The 22,176-nt window shown below is 61.3% G+C and carries 16 protein-coding genes; 7 read left to right on the plus strand and 9 right to left on the minus strand.

Annotated elements, in window-relative coordinates; genetic code table 11:
* Positions 1-11 precede the first annotated feature (11 nt).
* The 3 genes from BUA36_RS09740 to BUA36_RS09750 all read right to left on the minus strand — a co-directional run bounded on the left by BUA36_RS09740 (position 12) and on the right by BUA36_RS09750 (position 4,429).
* Positions 12-503: a DUF6702 family protein gene (locus tag BUA36_RS09740; protein WP_139260455.1), complete on the minus strand. Its 492-nt coding sequence runs from the start codon at positions 501-503 to the stop codon at positions 12-14.
* Complete coding sequence (locus BUA36_RS09745) at positions 500-2,845, minus strand: M1 family metallopeptidase (RefSeq protein ID WP_072783962.1); 2,346 nt, start codon at positions 2,843-2,845, stop codon at positions 500-502. Before BUA36_RS09745 ends, BUA36_RS09740 begins: the two co-directional genes overlap by 4 nt.
* A 69-nt stretch (positions 2,846-2,914) precedes the next feature.
* A complete protein-coding gene (locus BUA36_RS09750; RefSeq protein ID WP_072783965.1) occupies positions 2,915-4,429 on the minus strand; it encodes a carboxylesterase/lipase family protein in 1,515 nt (504 codons plus the stop codon).
* Between the two features lie 209 nt (positions 4,430-4,638).
* Between BUA36_RS09750 and BUA36_RS09755 the strand changes: the two genes are divergently transcribed.
* Positions 4,639-5,115: a VOC family protein gene (locus BUA36_RS09755; protein ID WP_208861875.1), complete on the plus strand. Its 477-nt coding sequence runs from the start codon at positions 4,639-4,641 to the stop codon at positions 5,113-5,115.
* 14 nt (positions 5,116-5,129) lie between these two features.
* On the opposite strand, the gene BUA36_RS09760 is transcribed toward BUA36_RS09755, so the two are convergent.
* Complete coding sequence (locus BUA36_RS09760; protein WP_072783968.1) at positions 5,130-5,516, minus strand: VOC family protein; 387 nt, start codon at positions 5,514-5,516, stop codon at positions 5,130-5,132.
* A 103-nt stretch (positions 5,517-5,619) separates the two neighbouring features.
* Here BUA36_RS09760 and BUA36_RS09765 point away from each other — a divergent pair, with 103 nt between their 5' ends.
* Positions 5,620-5,988, plus strand: coding sequence for a response regulator (locus BUA36_RS09765; protein ID WP_072783970.1), 369 nt, complete (start codon positions 5,620-5,622; stop codon positions 5,986-5,988).
* Positions 5,989-6,002: 14 nt separating this feature from the next.
* Here BUA36_RS09765 and BUA36_RS09770 read toward each other — a convergent pair whose 3' ends face one another.
* The 3 genes from BUA36_RS09770 to BUA36_RS09780 all read right to left on the minus strand — a co-directional run bounded on the left by BUA36_RS09770 (position 6,003) and on the right by BUA36_RS09780 (position 11,904).
* Entirely contained in the window at positions 6,003-7,673 is a 1,671-nt protein-coding gene (locus tag BUA36_RS09770; protein WP_072783973.1) for an alkaline phosphatase family protein, read from the minus strand.
* Between the two features lie 101 nt (positions 7,674-7,774).
* Positions 7,775-11,320 (minus strand): pectinesterase family protein, encoded by a 3,546-nt coding sequence (locus BUA36_RS09775; protein WP_072783975.1) that lies wholly within the window; start codon positions 11,318-11,320, stop codon positions 7,775-7,777.
* A gap of 29 nt (positions 11,321-11,349) precedes the next feature.
* Entirely contained in the window at positions 11,350-11,904 is a 555-nt protein-coding gene (locus BUA36_RS09780; protein ID WP_072783978.1) for a PEP-CTERM sorting domain-containing protein, read from the minus strand.
* Between the two features lie 403 nt (positions 11,905-12,307).
* Here BUA36_RS09780 and BUA36_RS09785 point away from each other — a divergent pair, with 403 nt between their 5' ends.
* The 5 genes from BUA36_RS09785 (at position 12,308) to BUA36_RS09805 (ending at position 19,978) form a co-directional block, all read left to right on the plus strand.
* Complete coding sequence (locus BUA36_RS09785) at positions 12,308-12,937, plus strand: hypothetical protein (protein ID WP_072783980.1); 630 nt, start codon at positions 12,308-12,310, stop codon at positions 12,935-12,937.
* A gap of 182 nt (positions 12,938-13,119) precedes the next feature.
* Complete coding sequence (locus BUA36_RS09790; protein ID WP_229255656.1) at positions 13,120-14,661, plus strand: efflux transporter outer membrane subunit; 1,542 nt, start codon at positions 13,120-13,122, stop codon at positions 14,659-14,661.
* 38 nt (positions 14,662-14,699) lie between these two features.
* Positions 14,700-15,845: an efflux RND transporter periplasmic adaptor subunit gene (locus tag BUA36_RS09795; protein WP_072784618.1), complete on the plus strand. Its 1,146-nt coding sequence runs from the start codon at positions 14,700-14,702 to the stop codon at positions 15,843-15,845.
* 12 nt (positions 15,846-15,857) lie between these two features.
* Positions 15,858-18,932 carry an efflux RND transporter permease subunit gene (locus BUA36_RS09800; RefSeq protein WP_072783982.1) on the plus strand — a complete coding sequence of 1,025 codons (3,075 nt, stop codon included), beginning with the start codon at positions 15,858-15,860 and terminating at the stop codon, positions 18,930-18,932.
* Between the two features lie 8 nt (positions 18,933-18,940).
* Positions 18,941-19,978 carry a GGDEF domain-containing protein gene (locus tag BUA36_RS09805; protein WP_072783984.1) on the plus strand — a complete coding sequence of 346 codons (1,038 nt, stop codon included), beginning with the start codon at positions 18,941-18,943 and terminating at the stop codon, positions 19,976-19,978.
* Here the strand turns inward: BUA36_RS09805 and BUA36_RS09810 are convergent.
* Positions 19,955-21,490, minus strand: a complete 1,536-nt coding sequence (locus BUA36_RS09810; protein WP_072783986.1) for a class I SAM-dependent methyltransferase — start codon at positions 21,488-21,490, stop codon at positions 19,955-19,957. The two genes, BUA36_RS09805 and BUA36_RS09810, sit on opposite strands and share 24 nt — an antisense overlap.
* Positions 21,491-21,590: 100 nt before the next feature.
* A complete protein-coding gene (locus BUA36_RS09815) occupies positions 21,591-22,166 on the minus strand; it encodes an NnrU family protein (RefSeq protein ID WP_072783987.1) in 576 nt (191 codons plus the stop codon).
* Positions 22,167-22,176: the final 10 nt, after the last annotated feature.

Genomic DNA, 22,176 nt, shown 5'->3' on the forward strand with positions numbered 1-22,176 from the left:
GGAGTGCGTACTTAAGGGGCGATTTGATCGATGCTGTTTTGATCGAAGAGGAGCGTCTGGACAGGGCCATTGGTTTGCACGTTCACGGTGTTCTTTTGCGAAGGCAGGAAGTCTATCAGCAAACCATTGTGAATGCGGCTGCCTTTTTCAAGTTTCACGTGCGGGATTTCCTGAAAGATGAGCACTGTGTCGGCATCGACTTTATAGCCCACCCATTGCAGCGGCAGGCGCTGGTGGTTCGCATCTTCCAGATAGAACTGTTTTTCCACGTAGCGCCGCAGCGGCGCCTCACTGTCCGCGCGTCCCAGGTCGAACTGGCGGCCATAGAGGCTGGTCAGCAGCGTGGCGAGATCGTGCGCAGTGTAGCTGTGCACGATCTCGGTGCTGCCGGTGCGCTCGTTGTAGCTGATGTCCGCTATGCCCATGTGGAAGTTATGGGCGTGAGCAGCCGTGCTGGATAAGGCCAGCACGGTAGCGGCAACAAGGCACAGGCGGCGTATCACTTCTTCTCGTCCTTCTTCAACGGCGTATTAAAGTCACGCATCATATTGTTCTTGTCACGTTCGGTCTTGAACAGTTCCAGGCGCGATTGCGTTACCTTGCGTGGCCAGGCGTTGTTGGACGTGTCGATGTCGGCAGTTTCCCAGTACGGGTCCTGGGTCAGACTCACCATTGGTTCGTCGGTGACGATCAACTTGGTGATCTTGTGCGAGTTGTAGCGCCATACTTCGGCCGGAATGCGCTCGATATATTTTTTGCCGCTCTTGAGCTCAATTTCCAGGATCAGCGGCATCACCATGCCACCCAGGTTGGAGAAGTCCACCAGGTACAGGTGCTTGCCCTGATCCAGCAGTTTTTTCTCCCAAGGCTCCAGCTTTTCCACCGCTTCGTTGTAGCTGTTGCGGTCCTTGTTGGTGACGGTGAATTCGTCGTGCTCGTTGTAGAAGTCCTTCAGCTCAGGATGGGCGTCGAGGCGCTTCGGCAGGGCCTTGTTGCGCTGCTCGGAAACGGACACCGGTTCCGCATCGCGCTGCGCTTTTTTCCAGGCCTTCTCGGTTTCCGGGTTCTTGGTGTTCACACCGTATTCGCTGATGCCGTCGATGCTGATATCGACCGGATCGGTGGTGTAGAACCAGCCGCGCCAGAACCAGTCCAGGTCCGTGCCGGAAGCGTCTTCCATGGTGCGGAAGAAGTCCGCCGGCGTAGGGCGCTTGAACTTCCAGCGCTGCGCGTATTCGCGGAAGGCGAAGTCGAACAGTTCGCGGCCCAGGATTGTCTCGCGCAGGATGTTCAGGCCAGTCGCCGGTTTGGCGTAGGCGTTGTTACCCACCTGGAGCAGCGACTCCGAGTTGGTCATGATCGGCACCTGGTTCTTGCTGCGCATGTAGTCCACGATGTTGCGTGGCTCGCCGCGGCGCGATGGGTAGCCGTTTTCCCACTCCTGTTCGGCCAGGTACTGTACGAAGGTGTTGAGGCCTTCGTCCATCCAGGTCCACTGGCGTTCATCGGAGTTGATAATCATCGGGTAGTAGTTGTGGCCTACCTCGTGGATGATGACGCCGATCAGGCCATACTTGGTCTGCTGCGACCAGGTCAGTTCACCGGTCTTCTTGTCCTTGGTTGGACGCGGACCATTGAAGGAGATCATCGGGTATTCCATTCCGCCGACCGGACCATTGACCGAAATCGCGGTCGGATACGGATAGTCGAAGCTGTACTTGTTGTACTTGTCGATAGTGTGGATGATGGCCTGGGTGCTGTACTTGCCCCACAGCGGATTGCCTTCCTTCGGATAGTAGGACATCGCCATCACATCGGTGGAGTCCTTCTTGAAGCCCTGTGCATCCCAGATGAACTTGCGGCTCGAGGCCCAGGCGAAGTCGCGGACGTTGGCTGCCTTGAAGTGCCAGGTCTTGCTGGCGCTGCTGTGCGATTTCTCGGCCTTGGTGGCTTCTTCCTGGGTGACGATGACGACTGGCGCGGTGGCGGTCTTCGCCTTGGCCAGGCGGTCGCGCTGGGCGGCGCTCAGCACATCGTCCGGGTTTTGCAGTTCGCCGGTGGAGGCGACGATGTGGTCGGCCGGGACGGTCAGCTGGACGTCGTAGTCGCCGAATTCCAGCGTGAATTCGCCGGTGCCCAGGAACTGCTTGTGCTGCCAGCCATACACGTCATAGTAGGCCGCCATGCGCGGGAACCACTGGGCGATTTCGAACAGGTCGTTCTTGTCGTCTTCAAAATGCTCGTAGCCGGAGCGGCCGCCCAGCACCTGCTGTTCGTTGATGTTGTAGGACCAGTCGATGTTAAAGATGAACTTCTGGCCCGGTTTCAGCGGCGCAGGCAGGTCGATCCGCATCATGGTGCGGTTGATGACGTACTTCAGCGGCTGGCCATTGGCGCCCACCGTCTTGATCTTGAAGCCACCGTCGAATTCACGGCCGGCCAGAATGCCGCGCATGCCCTCGAACTTGTAGCCGTCATCCGGCGACGACGACTTGGCCCAGGCCTCGCGCGAAGGCTGGGTAAGCATCATGCGCGCGTCGGAGTCTTTTTTATAGATGTTCTGGTCCAGCTGCACCCACAGATAACTCAGCGTATCGGGCGAATTATTGTGATAGGTGATTTGCTCGCTGCCGGTGAGGGCGCGCTTGGCTTCATCCAGCGTGGCGCTGATGGTGTAGTCGGCGCGCTGCTGCCAATAGGCGTGGCCGGGCGCGCCGGAAGCGGTGCGGTAGGCGGTTGGCGTCGGCAAGGTCTCGTCGAGTTGACGGAATTTGTCGTCGAAGGGCTCCGCTGCGTAGGCGGAAACCGTCAGGCAAAGGGCCAGAAAGCCAAGGTGTTTGCGCATGGGGTTTGTTTCCTCTGGATAAGAGGATAAATTGTATAGCAGGTTTTCAAACCTCGCCTGAAACTAGCTTCAGTTTTTCACCTGGGTTTCCTGGAACTTGTAATGCGCGTCGTCGGTTGCGGTGATCGCGGCCGATGGCACGTCGAGCTTCATCAGGCGGGAGGCCCCGCCAGCACTGGCTTGCGGCCATTCCGGCAGGCCGGCGCCATTGGGATTGCCGGTTTTGATGAAGTTGGCAAAATAGCCCTGCATCTGGGTTGACAGCGCCCGATCATCGTCCGTCCATGCATAGACTTTATTTGTCGCCAGGTTGCCCATGGCGTACTCGATTTCCACTGAGTGGTTGGCGCCTTCCTGGCCTGGACGCGGCCGTGTGTAGTAGTAGCGATAGACCGGCTTGCCGCTGCTGCGCGCATGGCTGTCTATCCACTTCCACGTGCCAAAGCCGATAAAGCGGTCGCTGGCCAGCTCCGTCGCCGCCTGTTTGACGTCGCCGCTATAAGCCTGCTGGGCGGCGTCAGCCTGGTCGCCGTACAGTTTTTTGAGGGCGGCGCTGAAGTTTTCCGCCGTCGGCGCGTTGTTGCCGAGGACTTGTTTGTAGTGGCCTTCGTAGGCATTCCAGCCCGCCAGCAAAGGGACGCGGGCTTGTTCGCCTGCCGCGTACATGGCCACTGGAGGACGTGGAATGACATAGCCGTCCTGAATCGCGGAGAACCAGGCGCCTGTTTTTTTGGTGGCGTCCAGCAGTTGCTGCGCTGTCAGGGCGCGCAATTCGGCAAGCGTGGATGCGCCTGCGGACCTGGCGAAACCTGCGCCGATCTGCTCGCCGACGTTCAACGGCGCAGGCGCCATATGGCCAAGCAGGGAGCCGCTTTCGCCGATGGCGCCTGCGATCAGGCCTTTGGCTTGCGGATTAATCATTTGCGCGCTGACCGAGAAAGAGCCGGCCGACTCGCCGGCGATGGTCACGCGTGCGGGATCGCCGCCAAAGGCCGCGATATTTTTCCTGACCCATTGCAGCGCCGCTGCCTGGTCCATCAGGCCGTAGTTGCCGGAAGCGCGGTTGGGCGATTCTTTGGTGAGTTCGGGGTGGGCCAGGAAGCCGAATACGTTCAGGCGGTAATTGACGGTCAGCGTGACGATGCCTTTGCTGGCCATGCTTTCGCCGTCGTAGCGCGGTTCGGAGCCGTCGCCGGCGGCAAAGCCGCCGCCGTAGAAATAGACCACTACCGGCAGCTTCTCCTTGTCTGACCGTACAGGCGTCCAGACATTCAGGTACAGACAGTCTTCGCTGACGCCATCGGAACGAAACACCATATCGTCAAACAGCGGCAGTTGCATGCAGCGCGCTGCAAAATGGTCCGCTTTGCGGACGCCTTTCCAGCTGGCGGCCGCTTGCGGCGCTTTCCAGCGAAGGGCGCCGACTGGCGGGGCCGCAAACGGAATTCCCTTGAATGACTTGACGCCGGATGCCTCCTGCACGCCATCCACGATGCCATTGGCAGTGGTGGCTCTCGGTGCGGCGGCATGGGCGGAAAGGGCAAGCAGACTGGAAGAGACGAGCAGCAAACCGGCTTTTTTCATGGCGTGAGCGGGGTAGGGGAATCAGGAGATTCACTATATCGCAAAACGTCATCATACGAAGCTGACGCTGATGCTGCATCGCCGCAGACTTCGTGTGGAAACGCGCGGATCGCGGTTATTTAAGCGTGTGCTTCCCGGTGGCCGATCGCAGTAAAATCGCTGCTCCGGCGGCATCCGCTGACTGGACAGCGAAACAGAGGAGAGAGACGATGATATCCAAGAACACGATCTGCCTGTGGTACGACAAAGACGCGGAAGAAGCCGCGAATTTTTACGCCAGCGTTTTCCCGGACAGCAAAGTCACCGCCGTGCACCGTGCACCCGGCGATTTCCCGGGCGGTCAGCAGGGACAGGTGCTGACAGTGGAGTTCACGGTCTGTGGCGTGCCCTGCGTGGGCCTCAACGGCGGGCCGATTTTCAAGCACAGCGAAGCTTTTTCATTCCAGATCGCGACCGACAACCAGGAAGAAACGGACCGCTACTGGAATGCGATCATCGGCAACGGTGGCGCCGCCAGCGAATGCGGCTGGTGCAAGGACAAATGGGGACTATCGTGGCAGATCACACCGCGCGTCCTCACCGATGCCATGGCCAAGGGCGGCGAGGTCGCGCAGCGCGCATTCCAGGCGATGATGAAGATGTCGAAAATCGATGTGGCGCAGATTGAAGCCGCAGTGCGCGGTTAATCAGCGTCCAGCATTTACTGGCCGGCTGGCGGCTCCCACAGTTCGACCTTGTTGCCTTCAGGGTCGATCACCCAGCCGAACTTGCCGTATTCGGAATCGTCGGTCTTGTCCATTACCTGGCAGCCTTCGTCGCGCAGCGCTTGCAGCAGCGCGCCCAGGTCGGCCACGCGGTAGTTAATCATGAACGGGGAGGCACCCGGCGCGAAGTGGCCGCTGTCGGCAGCGCTGATGCACCATGCGGTGGTGCCGCCTACCGGTTTGCCCGATTCGTCGGACCAGTCAAACGCCGCGCCACCCCATACCTGCACGTCGATGCCCAAATGGGTCTTGTACCACTCGCGCAGCGCTGCCGGATCTTTCGCATAGAAGAACACGCCGCCTATCCCCGTCACCCGCTTCATATCGTCCCCTTATTTGTTGTTTTGGCTAGGTGCGCTGGCGAACATACACCGTGCGGCACCGTTGCTACGATTCTCCCACAATTTCAAACAAGTGAGGCTGATCATGGCAAGCGCAAAACAGGTTCTGGTGGTGGACGATAATGTCGATATGGTGGAGTCGCTGTCGGCACTGTTGCAGTGCCAGGGCTATGAAACCGCCGCCGCCCATAACGGCTACGAAGCCTGCGACTGGGTGCGGGATGCGATGCCCAAGGCAATCATCATGGATCTGGGCATGCCATGGATGGATGGCTTTGGCGCCGTGCGGGCGATCCGCCGTATGCCGGGCGCGCAGTCGGTGCCGATCATTGCGCTGACGGGGTCCGCCGACCGCGACTCGGCCAAGAAGGCCGTCGCGGCGGGCTTTACCCAGCATTTCTCCAAGCCGCTCAACTTCGATCACCTGAATCAGTATTTGAACAGCCTGTCCTGAGGGCAGAGAGCTGATTAGCGCAGCGTTTCCGTCAGCACGCGGCCTTCCGCGCCTGCTGGCGGACGTACGTGCAGCAGATTGGCCAGGGTCGGCGCGATGTCGACCACTTCCGCGTACTGGCCGTAGGCGCCTGGCTTGACCCAGCGTTTACCCATGATCATCAGCGGTACGTTGGTGTCGTAGGCGTATGGCGAGCCATGCGAAGTGCCACTGACGCCGGTGCCGAAGTACCAGAATGGCTTGGTAATCACCATCAGATCACCCGACGACTCACGGTTCCAGGCGCGGCGCATCAGGGTATTGATATGCGTGCCTTGTACCGCGCCGCTTTCAAACTGGGTGCGGGTGATGGCGTCCACAATGCCGTTTTGTGCCAGCAGGTAGCGCGCGGCGGCGGTTTCCACTTCTTCGCGTTTCAGCTTGTTCTGGTCGACCAGCGCATAGTCCAGATGGATGTTGGGCAGCGACCATGCCTGCACCAGTTTGGCGACACCGAATTTTTCCGACAGATGCTGGTCCAGGGCGGCCATGAGCTTGTCACCATCGAGGCGCTCGGCGTCCAGGTGCTGGGTTTTCGAGAATTCCGGCGTGTTGGGGAAGCCATGGTCGGCGGTCAGCACCACCAGCACATTGTCCATGCCGACGCGCTTGTCCAGGTAGTTGAAGAAGTCTGCCACCATGCGGTCCAGGCGTTGCAGATGGTCGTGCGACAGTTTGCTTTCCGGACCGAACGCGTGGTTCACGTAGTCGTGCGCCGACAGGCTGACGCCCAGGATGTCCGGCACACCGGCCGGATTGCGGCCCAGGTTTTCGCCTTCCACCGCAGCGCGGGCGAAGTCCAGCGTCAGCTGGTCCAGGAACGGACCCACGCGCAGGCTGGCGTAGTAGCCCGCATCGATTTCGCCGCTTTCGCTGTAGTAGGTGTATGGCAGGCGGTTGTGGGAACCGGCTTTGGGAATGTTCAGGTCTTCGCTGGCGTCGCCTTCATAGGCGGCAGCCGGCAGCAGCGGCGCCCAGGTTTTGCCGTAGAAGCGGTCCTGCGGCTTGGTGGCCAGGTACTTGCTGACCCACTCAGGATGCTGCTTCATGTAGTAGGTGCTGCTGGCGAAGTTGCCGGTCTTTTCCATGTACATATAAGCGGTGCCGGTTTTGCCCGCCAGCAGAATCGCGCCACGGTCTTTGCCGGAAACCGTGATCACCTTGCTCCTGCTGCCGGTGGCGTAGCGCAGTTCATCGCCCAGCGTATTGACTTTCAGTTTGGCGGGCGAGGTGCCGTCCGCAGGCTTGGTTTCTTCGCCGATGTAGCTGTAGTTGCTGTCTTCGGTGCAGTAGACCGATTTTTTGGTGACTGGATCGATCCAGTTGTTGCCGATGATCCCGTGCACGTAGGGGTAGGCGCCGGTCAGTACGGCGCTGTGGCCGATCGCGGTCACGGTCACGCCGTGGGCCTGGTGCGCGTTGCTGAACGATGCGCCCTGGTCCAGCATGCGGCGCAGACCACCCTGGCCGAACTGGTCGCGGTAGCGCTGCACCTGTTCATTCGGCAGGCCATCCACCACCAGCACGACGACGAGCTTGGGCAGGGGGGAGGCAGTAGTTGGCGCCGCTGGCGCAGCGTAGCAGCTGGACAGGGCAAAGCAGGATGCGGCGAGTACGATCGCGCGCAGGGACATTTTCTTCGTCATATAGGTCGTCGTCAGGTTGAATGGGGTAGCGCAGCCGCGTAGCGTAACACGCGCGTGCGGCATGCTACCCCATTCGTATGACGATACGATGACAGCTTTATTTAAGGCTGTGGATTCCATCCCGCGCCGCCGCCGTAAGCGGCAAACACACGGGTGCGGTCGGCAAAACCGGCCGCCACGTCGCTGGCACTGAGCTGGAAACCTCCCACGCGCGCGGCCAGGTTGATGGCGTCCCCGCTCATCGTGGTGCTGCCATACTCGCGCCAGCCGCTGACGGCGCTGGCGGCTACGGGATTCGGCGCCGGCTGGCTGTTGACGCCTGCACTGGCCCAGCCCACGGTGGCGATATGGCTATCCATCCTGGTGTTGATGAAAGCGATGTTGTCCCAGTAGGCCGTGCTGCCGGCGCTGCGCGCGAGGTAGGTGGCGCCGGCAGGCACGTCGCCGTGCTGCGGGCCAGGGCCGGCGCCATGCGTCAGGCTGCAGTTGAGGAAGACATAGCCTTTATCAGTGGCGTTGGCCACGCGCGCCTGCAGGATATAGCCGCCGCTGCCAGCGTTGCTGGTGTCGCCCACCGAACGGATCTCGCTTTCTTCAAACAGCGCGACGCGGCTGCTGCCCCAGATGAAGTCCACATTGCCCGCCACCAGCGTGTGCCAGAACCACGCATAGCCTTTCAGGTTCAGCGTGTCCTGTTCGCTGTAGAAATTGGCGTTTTTGGCGATCAGGCGGCCGCTGTCGTTGTTGAAGTAGAGGGTTTCCGCCTGTGCGGAGATGGCGTTGGAGCGCAGCGTGGTGTTCTTCAGCGTGAGGGTGTCGAGCACCAGCATATCGGACGATTCCACCAGCATCACCGCGCGTCCGCCCGCTGCTGCCGCATCCAGACTGGCCTGGCTGGCGCCGGAGCCGGTGTTGAGCGTGTCGTAGTTGGTGTACTGGATGATGGCGCCGTCGCGGCTGTCGCCTTTCAGCGTCACGTTATCTTTGCCGCGCAGGTAGAGCAGTTCGTTATAGACGCCGTTGCGGATGTGGATGGTGACAGGATCTGCGGCGCCCAGCATCTGCATGGCGAAATTCAGCGCGCCCTGGACGGTGCTGAAGTCTGTATCGGCAGCGTCGCCCACCGTCAGGCTGTTGCCGATGGCCGGCGCGCTGGCGCGGGTGGTGAACGACCAGTCACCCAGCTTGCCTATGCCGGCAAACGGCACGCCACCCAGGGCCGTGCCGGTAAACACGCCGTTCGAGATGGCGACATAGTACTCGGTGCCGTAGGCCAGCCGGTTGGCGTGCGGCTTGATGGTGACGGTATTGCCGCTGATGGTGATGGGCGTGGTGTTCACCTTGCGCACATTGGCCTGGCCGGGATAGCCCAGTACATCGCTCTCGCCGGACAGCCGGATGACATCAACCAGCGCGTTGTCGGTCTTGCGGAAGATACGGATGCTGCCGCCGGTGCCCAGTGTGGGCGGAGTGTCAAAGGTCAGCTTGAGCGACGCGTCCACCTGGATCGTGTCCGCGTGGGCGGCCGGCAGCGTGGCGCCGGCCAGCGCATAGGTTTGCACGGGCTGCACGAACTGCGGGCTGATTGTGGCGGCAATGGTGCGCGTCAGGGTTGGATCGGATGCGCTGGTCACGGTGATGGTGGCATTGCCCGCGCCAACCGCAGTTACCGTCAGCGCCTTACCGTTGATGGCGACTGCCGCCACGCCGGGATTGCTGGACGAAGCAGTGAAGTCATCCAGCGTGCCATCCGGCTTCAGCGCCGTCACGCTGACAGCCAGCGGCGCGTCGCCGACTTCGGCGGCATAGGTCAGCGCTGCCGGATTGAGTGTCAGCTGCGAAGGCTTCAACGCCGGATTGCCGATGCGGACGTCGTCAATCTGGAAGGACTTGTTGGCCGTGTACAGGCCCACTACGCCGCGATCCGCGAAAGCGGCGTCGGTTACGCTGCCCAGCGCTTCGCCGTCCAGATAGACCGTGAGCGTGGTGCCGATCATTTCAAAGCGCACGGTGTAGAACTGCGCATCCATCTGAATCGGCTTCTTCACCTGCTTGGGACGCGTCAGGGTACCGTTAAGCATTCTGGCGATTTCCACCTGCGTGCTGGTGGTGGCGCTTTGCACGTTGAGTCCCGCGCCATACCAGTTGCTGGCATCCTTGTAACGTGTGAGCAGGTACAGTAGCTTGTTGCCGGTGGTGCTGTTGGTCAGCGGCTTGATGCGCGCCTCGACATAGTAATCGCCGTTGGGCACATTGGCCATGGCGCTGGACTTGAGCGTGGCCAGCACGCCGCCGGTGCCCGCTGCCGTGTATTGCATCACGATGTTGGCCGCACCCACGGTCTCGTTCTTGACGCTGAAGCTGCCGTTAGGGCCGGCCACCGGCAGCAGGTTCCAGTTAGCCATGCTGCTGCTCTGGAAGTCATCGCAGAAGTACAGGCCGGTGGCGGGGCAGGTCAGGGTGACGGTGGGATCGGGCGTGACATTGCCGCTGCCGCTGATGCTGGTCGTCAGCTTGCCAGCGCCGGCTTGGGCAATGGCGTTGGCCTTGACCAGCGCCACCGGACGCGCGCTGTAGGCATAAGGAACGCTGTAGGCGACGCTGTTCGGCGTCGAACATCCCGCCAGTGCGGCGCCGTTCAGCACCGAGCCGGCATCCTTGAACGCGCCGGGCACGGTGCCGCCGATCGGCGTCACCACCTCGTCGCAGCGCGTCACGCCGGCAATCTCGAACACGTTGTTGTTGGACAGGATCTGCGCCTGCTGGCCGACGCCCACGCTGTATTCATAGGGATAGGCCGGATGCGATTTGCTGCCCACGAAGTAGTTGTTGAACAGGTGGACCTGGCCATAGCGCACCCGTGGCGCACGGCTGACGATGTCGCGGAAGACGTTGTTGCTGAAGGTGATGTGCAGCTTGCCGTTGTCCCCAGTGGCGGTGTCGCTGGAACCGATCAGATTATTCTTGCGGTGCTGGCCAAATACGTTGTACGACACGGTCACGTAGTCGGATGCGTTGGTGATATCGAGCGCGCCGTCATGGCACTGCTTGACCTGGCCGTTCTCGACCGGCAGCAGGTCGTCGCTCATGGCGCCATCGGTGAAGGTAACGTGGTCCACCCACACGTGGTCGGAGCCGGAGACGCCGATGCCGTCGTAGGCGGAGTTCCAGTTACCCAGTGCGCCATCATTCGGGTCCCATATCGGGCCGACGTCGCACGGGTTCACGATCTTCAGATTGCGGATGATGACTTGCGAGACGTTGGCGACGACGATATGGCCGTTGATGATGCCGGCAGTGTTGTCCGCGCCGATCAGCGTGGTATTGGCCGGCAGGCGTATCAGGCCGCGTATCGCCTGGTCACCCGTGTTCGCGTAGGGCACGCCCTCGCTCATGTCGATGGTGCCGGCCAGCTTGATGATTTTCGGATTGAGGCCGCCGCGCTGTATGGCGGCCAACAGTTGCGGGCGGCTGGCCACGGTATAAATCTGCGAGCTGATGGCGGCCGAACCACCGGTGGTGCCGCTGCCAAAACCATCTGCCGGTGCGCCTTGCAGTGCCGGATCGAGGCCCGCCGCGTGGGTGGCCGCGGCCAGGCTGAATAAAAGGGACAGGCGTAGCGCCGCCCTGAAACGGGAGAGTTTCATCTGGTGCTCCTTGAATTGTAAGAGGGCGGTTAGCGGTTGCGGCGGCGTGCGCGCAATCCCAGGCCGAGCAGACCGGCTGCCAGCATCACGGCGCTGGCGGGTTCCGGCACTGCCTGCAGCGTGATATTGGTTTGCAGCGCGCTGTAATCGCCGTTCCACCTCACCGCACTGAGGTCGATGGTGATGGTGTGGCCATCGGCCACGGTCAGCAGCGGCACGCCGCTGGTCAGGCCCGCATCCGTGATGGTGAAGGTTTTGATGGCGGCGCCCAGCGAGGCGCCAAAGTCAAAGCTGGCGATGTAGGCGCCGGTGGGGATGGTGCTGTTGTTATAGATGGTGAGGTGGCCGTCAGCGGCGAAATCGAAGCCGAACAAGGCGTCGCTGGTGAAGAATTCCACGCTGGTGTTGAGCGGATCGAGCCCACTCACGCTGCTGCCGGCATAGTCGTCGGCGATGCCGAGCATGCCGCCGGCGTTGTAGCTGGCGCTGATGATGGCGTTTTGCAGTGGTTGTGCGGCCGTTGCGGCGCCGCCAGCCAAGAGCAGGCATGCCGCGACGGCGGCCTGGCGTAAGGTAATGTGCATTGAGTCTCCAGATAGTTTGAGTTTAACAACGCCGGTCTGTGCCGGTCGCCGGTCGGCACACCTCGCGTATGCCGTGCCACTGCCAGGAAGGCCAGAGGATGGCCGAGCTTGCAGTTGGTCAAAAATCTGTGATGCGGTGGGGACTGCTGGTTGACCAATTCTACGGTGGTCTGACCACTTCCGCAACGCTGTGTTGCATAAAAGATGCTACGTAGACATCAAAAAACATGCAAAACTATGAAAACTTAATGTCAATTAATTCTGTCAATCAAGTCAGTGTTGTATGGAAAGTTTTTTTGAAGAAAAAAGTACTTTTTTGCTTCTGCAGCCCGCACGAAATGGTAACTGTTGCCAAAACGCTGATAGAATGAAGGGGTGAGGAATCGTCCTGCAGGAGTCAATTATGATTATGGTGAACAACATTGGCGGTGCTACTCTTTCCGCGGCCCTGGTTGCCGAGAAAGCGCTCGAACCTCGAAAGGTCGTTCAGTCTATTGATAATGGCGCCAATGCAGACCTGAGCGCTTCGGTTGCCGCTTACCTGTCGCTGCCTGGTTTCAACGCCACCAGCCCGCTGCAGACGGATACCGGCAACACCAACGGCAATCAGGCCAACGCCCTGGTCAAAGCGGTGTCGCAAGACGAAACGCTGAAGACCGCGCTGCAGCAGTTCGATGAAGGTCTGAAAAAACTGACCTTGCGTCCAGAGACCCAGATCTTCCAGGCCCGCTTTGGCGCCGATGCCCATGCCAACAACAACGTCAACGACAACTTGCCTGCGCCAGAGCCGCTGCCAGGCGTCGGCAAGGATGGCATTCTCGGTGCGCCACCGCCAGATAGCGAAATGGCCGCCGACACCAATCACGACGGCAAGGTGAGCGAGGAAGAACGTATCCGCTACGAAGCGCCGCTGACCTACCGCAGCCTGGCGCATGACGACCAACTGGATGCGCAAACCAATGGTCCGAGCGCCTTCTCGCTGGCCGAAGTCAACCGCGCTTATGGCGCCGTGGCCACGCCGGAACCAGCCTGATTATTGACCTGACCTGAAAACGGGCTTTGCCAGCAATGGCAAAGCCCGTTTTTTTTCATCGCCGCACGGCAATAAATGTACACGTGACACAGAAAAAATGCGAATATGGCACTAAATGTATATTCATTTAACCTTTAGTATGCAGCAACCTTAAATATCAGTAACAGGTGCGGGAGATTGTAGTGAAAAAACGGATCTTCAGGCAGTTCCATACGCTGGCCTTGCGGGCTGGCGTTGCGGCGTTGATCGCCGCCGGTCTGGGCGGATGTGCGCTCGGGCCAAATTTTAAATCCCCAGAAGCGCCGGCCACCGCCGGCAATAGTTATACCCCCACGCCGCTGCCGCAACAGACAGCGTCCGCGCCCGGTCTGGGTGGCGCTTCACAGCAGTTCGCGTTTGGGCAGGAAATTCCCGCGCAGTGGTGGACGCTGTTCCGTTCACCAGCATTGGATCAGCTGATCCGCAGTGCGCTGGAGCAGAACCCGAACATGGCCGCCGCCGAAGCCGCGCTGCGTCAGACGCAGGAAAACTATAACGCGCAGGCCGGCAGTCTGGTTTATCCGTCCGTGAATGCCCAGCTGGGTGCGACACGGCAGAAGACCAGCGTTGCGACCGCCGGTGCGGGCGCCGGCGTCTATAACGTGTACAACGCCTCGGTCAACGTGGCTTACACGCCGGACGTGTTTGGCGCCACCCGCCGCACGCTGGAAGGCGCGCAGGCTGCGGTGGACTACCAGCGCTATCAGGTGGAAGCGACTTACCTGACGCTGAGCGCCAACGTGGTGACTACGGCGATTCAGGAAGCGTCGCTGCGCGCGCAGCTGAAGGCCACGCTTGAAGTGCTGGAGGCGTTGACGCGGCAGCAGGGCGTGATCGAGAAGCAGTTTGAATATGGCGCAATTCCGCGCGCGACGCTGCTCAGCCAGCGCAACCAGGTGGCGCAGATTCAGTCCACCATTGCGCCGCTGGAGAAGTCGCTGGCGGCGACGCGCCACCAGTTGTCCATCCTGGCCGGCAAGCTGCCGGGCGAAGCGGGCATACCGGAGTTCTCGCTCGAGACGCTGACGTTGCCGGAGCAGTTGCCGGTGTCGCTGCCGTCCGCCCTGGTGCGCCAGCGGCCTGACATCCGCGCCAGCGAAGAACAGCTGCACCAGGCCAGCGCCGCCATCGGCGTGGCGACGGCCGCCCAGTATCCGCAGTTCACGCTGAGCGGCAGCTACGGTTCGGCCTCCGATACTTTCAGCAAGCTGTTTGATTCCCAGACCACGGCCTGGAATCTGGCGGCGGGCATCGCGCAGCCGATTTTCAACGGCGGTGCACTGAGCGCCAGGCGGCGTGCTGCGGAAGCGGCCTACGATGTAGCGGCCGCGCAGTACCGCGCCACGGTGCTGACAGCGTTCAAGAACGTGGCCGACACGCTGCGCGCGCTGGATGCGGATGCTGCGGCGCTGAAGTCGCAAGCGGATGCTGAGGCGCTGGCCAAGGAAACGCTGACGCTGGCCGAGCAGCAGTACAAGCTCGGTGGCATCAGCTACCTGGTCTTGCTCGACGCGCAGCGCAGCTACCAGCAGACCCATATCAACCTGGTCCAGGCGCAGGCGGTGCGTTACGCCGATACCGCCGCGTTGTTCCAGGCACTGGGCGGCGGCTGGTGGAACCGCGCCAACGGCGTGCCGGCAGCGACTGCGGTATCCACCGCAGCGCCCTACGGTAAAAACCAATAACTCATACAGCAGGAGAACGATTCATGGCCAAGCGACTGATGACCAAGCGTATGCTGATCATGGTGGGATTAGTCATTCTACTGATCGCCGTACTGGCGTTCGGGAAGTTTTTGCAAATTAAGAAGCTGATTGCCAGCGCACCCAAGCCGTCCGCGCAGGTAGTCACTGCGATCCAGACGCAGGTGGCGGAATGGCAGCCGCAGCTCAGCTCCGTGGGCACGCTGTCGCCGGTGCGTGGTGTCGATGTGACCACCGAGATCGCCGGCCTGGTGCGCGAAGTGCGCTTCAAGTCGGGCGACGAGGTGAAAGCCGGGCAGGTGCTGTTCGAGATGAACGCCGATTCCGACATCGCCCAGCTGCGCGCCCTGCAAGCCAGCGCCGACCTGTCCGGCACCACGCTCAAGCGCGACAAGCTGCAGCTGGCGGCGCAAGCCATCAGCCAGGCGCAGGTCGATGCCGATGAAGCGGATGTGAAGTCCAAGCAGGCGCTGGTCGCACAGCAAAAAGCGCTGGTCGACAAGAAGACCATCCGCGCACCGTTCGCCGGCAAGCTGGGTATCACCGCCGTCAATCCGGGCCAGTACCTGAACCCGGGCGACAAGCTGGTGACGCTGCAAACCATCGACACCGTGTATGTGGACTTTTATGTGCCGCAGAAGCAGCTGGCCAATCTGTCCATCGGCCAGAAGCTGAACCTGACCAACGACGCCTATCCTGGCGTGGCATTCCCGGCCAAGGTTACGTCGATCAATCCGAAAGTGGACGCCGCCACCCGCAACGTGCAGGTGCAGGCCACCGTGCCTAACGCCAAGCGCCAACTGCTGCCTGGCATGTTCGGTAATGTCAGCCTGGATCAGGGCGACCTGAAAAAATACCTGACCCTGCCGCAGACGGCCATTACCTACAACCCGTATGGTTCGACCGTGTTCGTGCTGGCGCCGCCGCCAGCCAGCGCCAAGGATCCGCTCAAGGATGAGAAGGGCCAGCCTTACCTGGTGGCGCAGCAGGTGTTCGTGACCACCGGTCCGACGCGCGGCGACCAGGTGGCCATCCTCACCGGCCTGAAAGAAGGCCAGACCGTGGTCACCAGCGGCCAGCTGAAACTGAAGAACGGTTCGCCGGCTGTGATCGACAACAAGGTGCAACCGGCTAACAGCCCGAATCCGACGCCGCAGGAACACTGAGGATAAAGCGCCATGAACTTTACCGACATCTTCATTAAACGGCCGGTGCTGGCCAGCGTGATCAGTTTACTGATCGTGGTGCTGGGTCTGCGCTCGCTGTTCAGCCTTCCGATCAACCAGTATCCGAAGACGCAGAACTCGGTGGTGACCATCTCCACCACCTACTACGGCGCGGATGCGGCCACGGTGGCGGGCTTTATCACCCAGCCGCTGGAATCGGCGATCGCGCAGGCCCAGGGTATCGACTACCTGTCGTCGTCGTCCAACAGCGGCGTGTCGACCATTACCGCGACGCTGCGCCTGAACTACGATTCCAACCGCGCGCTGACCGAGATCACCACCCAAGTCAACTCGGTCAAGAACCAGCTGCCGCAACAGGCGCAGCAACCAGTGCTGACGGTGCAGACCGGCCAGACCACGGACGCCATGTACATGGGCTTCTACAGCGACACGCTGCCGACCAATAACGTGACCGACTTCCTGGCGCGCGTGGTCAAGCCCAAGCTGGATTCGATCCAGGGCGTACAGACGGCTGAACTGCTGGGCGCCCGCCAGTTTGCGCTGCGTGCCTGGCTGGACGCAGGCAAGATGGCCGCGCATGGCGTGACGGCGGCAGAAGTCAGCCAGGCCCTGGCTGCCAACAACTACCTGGCCGGCCTGGGCGCCAGTAAAGGCCAGATGGTGACCGTGCCGCTGACCGCCGGCACCGACCTGCATACGGTGGACGAATTCAAGCAGCTGGCCGTCAAGCAGAAGGGCGGCGCCATCGTGCACCTGGAAGACATTGCGACGGTGACGCTGGGTTCGGAAAACTATGACTTCAACGTCGCCTTCAGTGGCGTGCGCTCGGTGTTCATCGGTATCAAGGTAGCGCCGGACGCGAACATCCTGGACGTGGCCAAGCGCGTGCGCGAGGCCTTCCCGGCGATCCGCGACCAGCTGCCATCGGGCCTGACCGGTGAAATCGTCTACGACTCCACGGACTTCATCAACACCTCGATTGACGAAGTGGTCAAGACACTGGTGGAAGCGCTGGTGATTGTGACCATCGTGATCTATCTGTTCCTGGGCAGCTTCCGCGCGGTGATCGTGCCGGTAGTGGCGATGCCGCTGTCGCTGATCGGCACCTTCTTCGTGATGCTGATGCTGGGCTATTCGATCAACTTGCTGACGCTGCTGGCGATCGTGCTGGCCATCGGCCTGGTGGTGGACGATGCAATTATCGTGGTGGAGAACGTTGACCGTCATATGAAGGCGGGCATGACGCCATTCGACGCCGCGATTGTCGCGGCGCGCGAACTGGGTAGTCCGATCCTGGCGATGACGGTGGTGCTGATTGCCGTCTACGTGCCTATCGGCTTCCAGGGCGGCCTGACAGGCGCGCTGTTCACCGAGTTTGCGTTCACGCTGGCTGGTGCGGTAGCGGTGTCCGGCATCGTCGCGCTGACGCTGTCGCCGATGATGTGCGGTCACTTCTTCGACCACTCCCAGGATGAGGGCAAGTTCGTCAAAGCGATCGACCGCGTGTTTGAAAAAGTCCACAACGGCTATCTGCGCGCGCTGCATGGCCTGCTGGAGACCTGGGCGGTGCTGATCGTGTTTGGCGTGATCGTGTTTGCGCTGCTGATCCTGATGTTCAAGATGTCGCAGTCGGAGCTGGCGCCGGAAGAGGACCAGGGCATCGTGCTGTCGCAGGTGGTGGGTGCGCCTACCGCCACGTCGGACCAGATGCAGACCTACGCCAAGCAGATTTTCGAAGTGGCCAAGGGCCTGCCGGAATACGAGCAGATGTTCCAGATCACCGGCGTACCGACCACCAATGCCGGTATCGGTGGCGTGCTGTTCAAATCCTGGGACAAGCGTAGCCGTTCGGCGCACGAGATCCAGCAGGAACTGCAAGCCAAGTGGAACCACATTGCCGGTGGCCGCGTGGCGGCATTCCAGTTCCCGGCGTTGCCGGGTAGCTCGGGCCTGCCGGTGCAGTTCGTGATTACCACCACGGAGCCGTTCGAAAACCTGAACACGGTGGCGCAGGCAGTGCTGGACCGCGCGCGCAAGGACAACAAGTTCTACTTCGTCGACGTCGACCTGAAAATCGACACGCCGCAGGCGCGCGTTGACGTGGACCGTGAAAAGCTGGCCACGCTGGGCCTGACGCAGCAGGACTTCGGTAACGCCATGGCGGCGGCGCTGGGCGGCGGCTACGTCAACTACTTCTCGATCGCCGGCCGTTCGTACAAGGTGATCCCGCAGGTGCAACAGGTGGACCGCCTGAATCCTGACGACGTGCTGGACTTCTACATCAAGACGCCGAGCGGCGACATGATCCCGGCCAGCACCGTGGCGACCATCAAGTACAGCGTGCAGCCGGAATCGATTACCCGCTTCCAGCAGCTGAACTCCGCGACCGTCTCCGGCGTGAGCGGTGCGACCCAGGGTGAGATCCAGCAGTACCTGCGCGATGTGCTGAAGGAAGTGGCGCCATCCGGCTACACGGCGGACTTCTCGGGCGAATCGCGCCAGTACGCCAAGGAGTCGGGCGGCTTCCTGGTGACCATGCTGTTTGCGGTCATCATCGTGTTCCTGGCGCTGGCCGCGCAGTTCGAGAGCTTCCGCGATCCGATTGTGATCCTGTTCTCGGTGCCGATGGCGCTGTTTGGTGCGATGACGTTTATCTTCCTTGGCTTCGCGTCCATCAACATCTACACCCAGGTGGGTCTGGTGACGCTGATGGGCCTCATCTCCAAGCACGGTATCCTGATCGTGGAAGTGGCCAACCATCTGCGTGAAGCCGGCAAGTCCAAGCGCGAGGCTATCGAGGAAGCGGCTGCTACCCGTCTGCGTCCTATCCTGATGACCACCGCCGCGATGGTGTTCGGTGTGGTGCCACTGGTGATCGCATCGGGCGCGGGTGCGGCCGGCCGTCACGCCATGGGCCTGGTGATCTTTACCGGCCTGTCGATCGGTACCTTGTTTACGCTGTTCGTGGTGCCAGCCATGTATATGTTCCTGGCGGGTGAGCACAAGGTGGAGGCCAAGCCGGCCGACGCCGCACCAGGCGAGCCGTCGGCGCAAGGCGTCCACTGAGCGCCACCATGAGCAGGACCGACATCAGTAGCGCTGGCCGCTGGCGCTGGCTGTCGGGCGGGCGCCAGCGGCGTCAGGAAGAGATCATCCTGATGCTGCTGTGCGCCCTGAGTATCCCCAGCATTCTGCCGTTCGGCATCTACCGGCTGCTGCAAGGCAGCTGGGCCTCGGCTGCGGTAGACATGGCGCTGGTAAGCGGGATGTTTGCCGTCATCGTGCACGTCTGGCGCACTGGCCGATACCAGATCGCGAGCCTGGGCGTGACCATCTTCTATTCGCTCGGCATGCTGACCACCGTCTATCTGCGCGGTGTGTCGCTGGTGTACTGGGTGTACCCCACCATGATTGCCGCCTACTTCGTGCTGCGGCCGACAGTGGCCCTGGCCATCAACAGCGTCGGGCTGGTGGCGCTGGTGGGCATCCTGGTGTCGCAGTTGGCGGTGGTGAACCTGATGACCATTGTCGTGACCATCGGCCTGGTGAATCTGTTCGCCTACATCTTTGCGTATCGCACCGGTTTGCAGAACAAGGAACTGCACACGGCCGTGGAGCTGGATTTCCTGACCGGCATCGGCAACCGCCGCGCGCTGGAACGTAAGCTGGCCGAGCATGCGCAGGAGCGCCGTCCGCATCTGGAATCGAGCCTGCTGTTGCTGGATCTGGACCACTTCAAGCAAGTCAACGACCAGTATGGCCATGCGGCGGGCGACAAGGTGCTGATACGCCTGGCGGAACTGATGCGGCGCCACACGCGCTCGTCGGACCGCCTGTTCCGCTACGGCGGCGAAGAGTTCGCGATCATCGCCAGCGGCGCCGGCCTGAGTGCGGCGGCGCGACTGGCGGAGGGGCTGAGGGCCGCAGTGGCCTCAGCCACGCTGCTGGAGTCCCACCCCATCACCATTTCGATCGGCGTCACCTACATGAACAAGGAGCATACGCCAGCCGAATGGCTGGCGCAGGCCGACAAGATGCTGTATGCGGCCAAGCAGGACGGCCGCAATGCAGTCCACGTGGCCTACGGTTCAGACTACGCCGAGAGCCTGTAGCATGGGCAGGCGGCTGGTCTGGAAACCGGCAGCCTGCACCTTGAGTTCCGCAAGATTCGCCGCATCGCCCTCCAGCGCCTTGCCGTCCTTGAGGACTGCCTGCTGCTGTATCTTGAGCAGCTGCCATGCGTATTCTGCCCATTCGTCTGACTGCTTTTTGCCTTCCACGTAAGCCAGCAGAAGCAGTTGCTGAACCACCGACAGGGGCAACGCGCCGCCAGTGACCGGGCTGGCCAGATAAGCCAGGCCCCTGCCGTTACGGGCATACGTCAGCAGCGTCTTATTCAGCTGGGCGGTGCGGGGGCGGGCCTCGGCAATGGCATCATCATCTTGTGCCGCCACCAGCACGGCTTTTTCTGCCATCACCAGCGCACACTCCACTAGCTGGATCAGGTTGACCTGGTACTCGCGCAGTGCAAATTCGATTTCACCCAAAGTCCGTGGACGAAAATCGGACATCAGCTCCAACAACGGGCGGTAGACTTTTTCTTCCATGGTGCCCTGGCCCAGCGTGCCGGTGATGGTCATGTCCACTTCCTGCAGTGGGCGCATCATGACCAGGCGTAGTTGGCGTAGCTGGCTTACGCGTTCGAGCGCGTTAAGGGGACGTGGACCCTTGACCCAGTAGTCGCGCCGGAACTGCTGGTTGACGACGAAGTCGCGTACGCTCTCGCGGAATACCGGATCTGAAATCTCGTTGAGCAGCGTCTTCTGCTCGGCGCTCAGATGAAGCTGCGGCAGATGGTCCAGCGCCGTGGCGGAACAGCCGAAACTGAGTTTGGCCGTCTCCATCCAGTCTGCCATTTCTGCAAACGACATGGGCAGCCAGTCGCGGTTGAAGTATTCATGCGCCAGATAGTGGCGGTCCTGTTTTTCCATGGCCTTGAGCTTTTCTCCGATCAAGGGATAGGCGCGCGCAAAAAGAGGATTGGCGGCCCACAATTTGTGGGCGAAGGCAATCGCGCTATCGACCTTGCCCACCACGCCCGCGCCGGGGGGCGTCATGATCTCGGCATGGCGTGCCAGCAGGTTGCGGACCGGGACCATGGCGCTCCAGCCTGGAGACGTGTTATAGCTGACGTAGACGATGCCGCCCACCTTGAGTTTGCGGCGGATGAAATCGACAATGATGTGGCGGTTCTCGTTGGAGATCCAGCTCCAGATGCCATGCAGGCCGATGTAGTCGAAATCGGGGAGGTCGTCACGGCTGCAAAATTCTGCAAACGACTGGTCGTACAGCTGTGCGCCATTGGTGTAGCTGGCCGCGAGATCGCGTGCAAACGCGGCCTGAGAAGGGTTGAAGTCGGTGCCGTACCAGGTGCTGCCGGAAGCGGCGGCGTGAACGTTGGCGCTGACGCCTTGACCAAAACCCAGTTCACAGGCAATGCCATGCTGGGGCAGCGCCAGGCCGGCATTGAGCATCAGCAGCTGCGCACGCAGCGGCGAGAGCTCAGCATAATAGCCATAGGTGTAACCAACATTTGCAACGTATCCGCTAGTCCAATCAGTCATGACAGTCCTTTACCGGTAGAGAGGTTGTCAAATATTCTAGGCGATTTTGCAGTCTGCGGGCCGCACGGCATGCTGCTGCCGCTGGATGCGGCAAGTGCCTTTAGAAGGGACGTACGCCAATCAGCGGGCCATGTAGCCAGACGGCGAATATGCCCGCTCCTATGACGCCGGCTACGATGGTCAGCGCGGTGGCCGCGCCGTTACCGGCCGGGTAGACTGTCCCCATCGCCGCATCGCGCTTGCGGGAGGCGCGGAACAGCAGCACCGACCATGCCAGGAAGCTGCCAAACAACACGATGTCGTGCAGTGTGCCGTTGGCGATCAGGTGAGCCAGCGCCCAGGTCTTCACGCCCAGCGTCATCGGATGGTGCAGCCTGGCCTTGATGCCGTTGCGCGGAATGTAGGCGGCGGTGATAAAGACAAACGCGATGACGGCCAGCAGGGCGGCGATATGGCGCGTGAATGGTGGCGGCGCCCAGACCACGACGGGCGTTTCGCGTGCGATGCCGTAGCCATAAATAATCAGCCCGAAACCGATCAGCGAGATCACCGAGTAGATGCCTTTCCACGCATGCTCGCCCAGACGCGCGCGCGTGGCAGTGCGCCAATCCTCCGCCACAATACGGACCGAATGTAGTCCGAGAAATATAATCAGGCCAAGTATCAGTATCGTCATCGCGCTTCCC

Origin of the sequence: Duganella sacchari, from assembly GCF_900143065.1 — a bacterium.
Classification (GTDB): Bacteria; Pseudomonadota; Gammaproteobacteria; order Burkholderiales; family Burkholderiaceae_D; genus Rugamonas; species Rugamonas sacchari.

What these genes read in the sequence shown, in the direction of transcription:
- BUA36_RS09745 (WP_072783962.1), bottom strand. Translation starts at nt 2,845, where the DNA reads ATGCGCAAACACCTTGGCTTTCTGGCCCTTTGCCTGACGGTTTCCGCC.
- BUA36_RS09750 (WP_072783965.1), bottom strand. Translation starts at nt 4,429, where the DNA reads ATGAAAAAAGCCGGTTTGCTGCTCGTCTCTTCCAGTCTGCTTGCCCTT.
- BUA36_RS09755 (WP_208861875.1), top strand. Translation starts at nt 4,639, where the DNA reads ATGATATCCAAGAACACGATCTGCCTGTGGTACGACAAAGACGCGGAA.
- BUA36_RS09760 (WP_072783968.1), bottom strand. Translation starts at nt 5,516, where the DNA reads ATGAAGCGGGTGACGGGGATAGGCGGCGTGTTCTTCTATGCGAAAGAT.
- BUA36_RS09765 (WP_072783970.1), top strand. Translation starts at nt 5,620, where the DNA reads ATGGCAAGCGCAAAACAGGTTCTGGTGGTGGACGATAATGTCGATATG.
- BUA36_RS09770 (WP_072783973.1), bottom strand. Translation starts at nt 7,673, where the DNA reads ATGACGAAGAAAATGTCCCTGCGCGCGATCGTACTCGCCGCATCCTGC.
- BUA36_RS09775 (WP_072783975.1), bottom strand. Translation starts at nt 11,320, where the DNA reads ATGAAACTCTCCCGTTTCAGGGCGGCGCTACGCCTGTCCCTTTTATTC.
- BUA36_RS09780 (WP_072783978.1), bottom strand. Translation starts at nt 11,904, where the DNA reads ATGCACATTACCTTACGCCAGGCCGCCGTCGCGGCATGCCTGCTCTTG.
- BUA36_RS09785 (WP_072783980.1), top strand. Translation starts at nt 12,308, where the DNA reads ATGATTATGGTGAACAACATTGGCGGTGCTACTCTTTCCGCGGCCCTG.
- BUA36_RS09795 (WP_072784618.1), top strand. Translation starts at nt 14,700, where the DNA reads ATGACCAAGCGTATGCTGATCATGGTGGGATTAGTCATTCTACTGATC.
- BUA36_RS09800 (WP_072783982.1), top strand. Translation starts at nt 15,858, where the DNA reads ATGAACTTTACCGACATCTTCATTAAACGGCCGGTGCTGGCCAGCGTG.
- BUA36_RS09805 (WP_072783984.1), top strand. Translation starts at nt 18,941, where the DNA reads ATGAGCAGGACCGACATCAGTAGCGCTGGCCGCTGGCGCTGGCTGTCG.
- BUA36_RS09810 (WP_072783986.1), bottom strand. Translation starts at nt 21,490, where the DNA reads ATGACTGATTGGACTAGCGGATACGTTGCAAATGTTGGTTACACCTAT.
- BUA36_RS09815 (WP_072783987.1), bottom strand. Translation starts at nt 22,166, where the DNA reads ATGACGATACTGATACTTGGCCTGATTATATTTCTCGGACTACATTCG.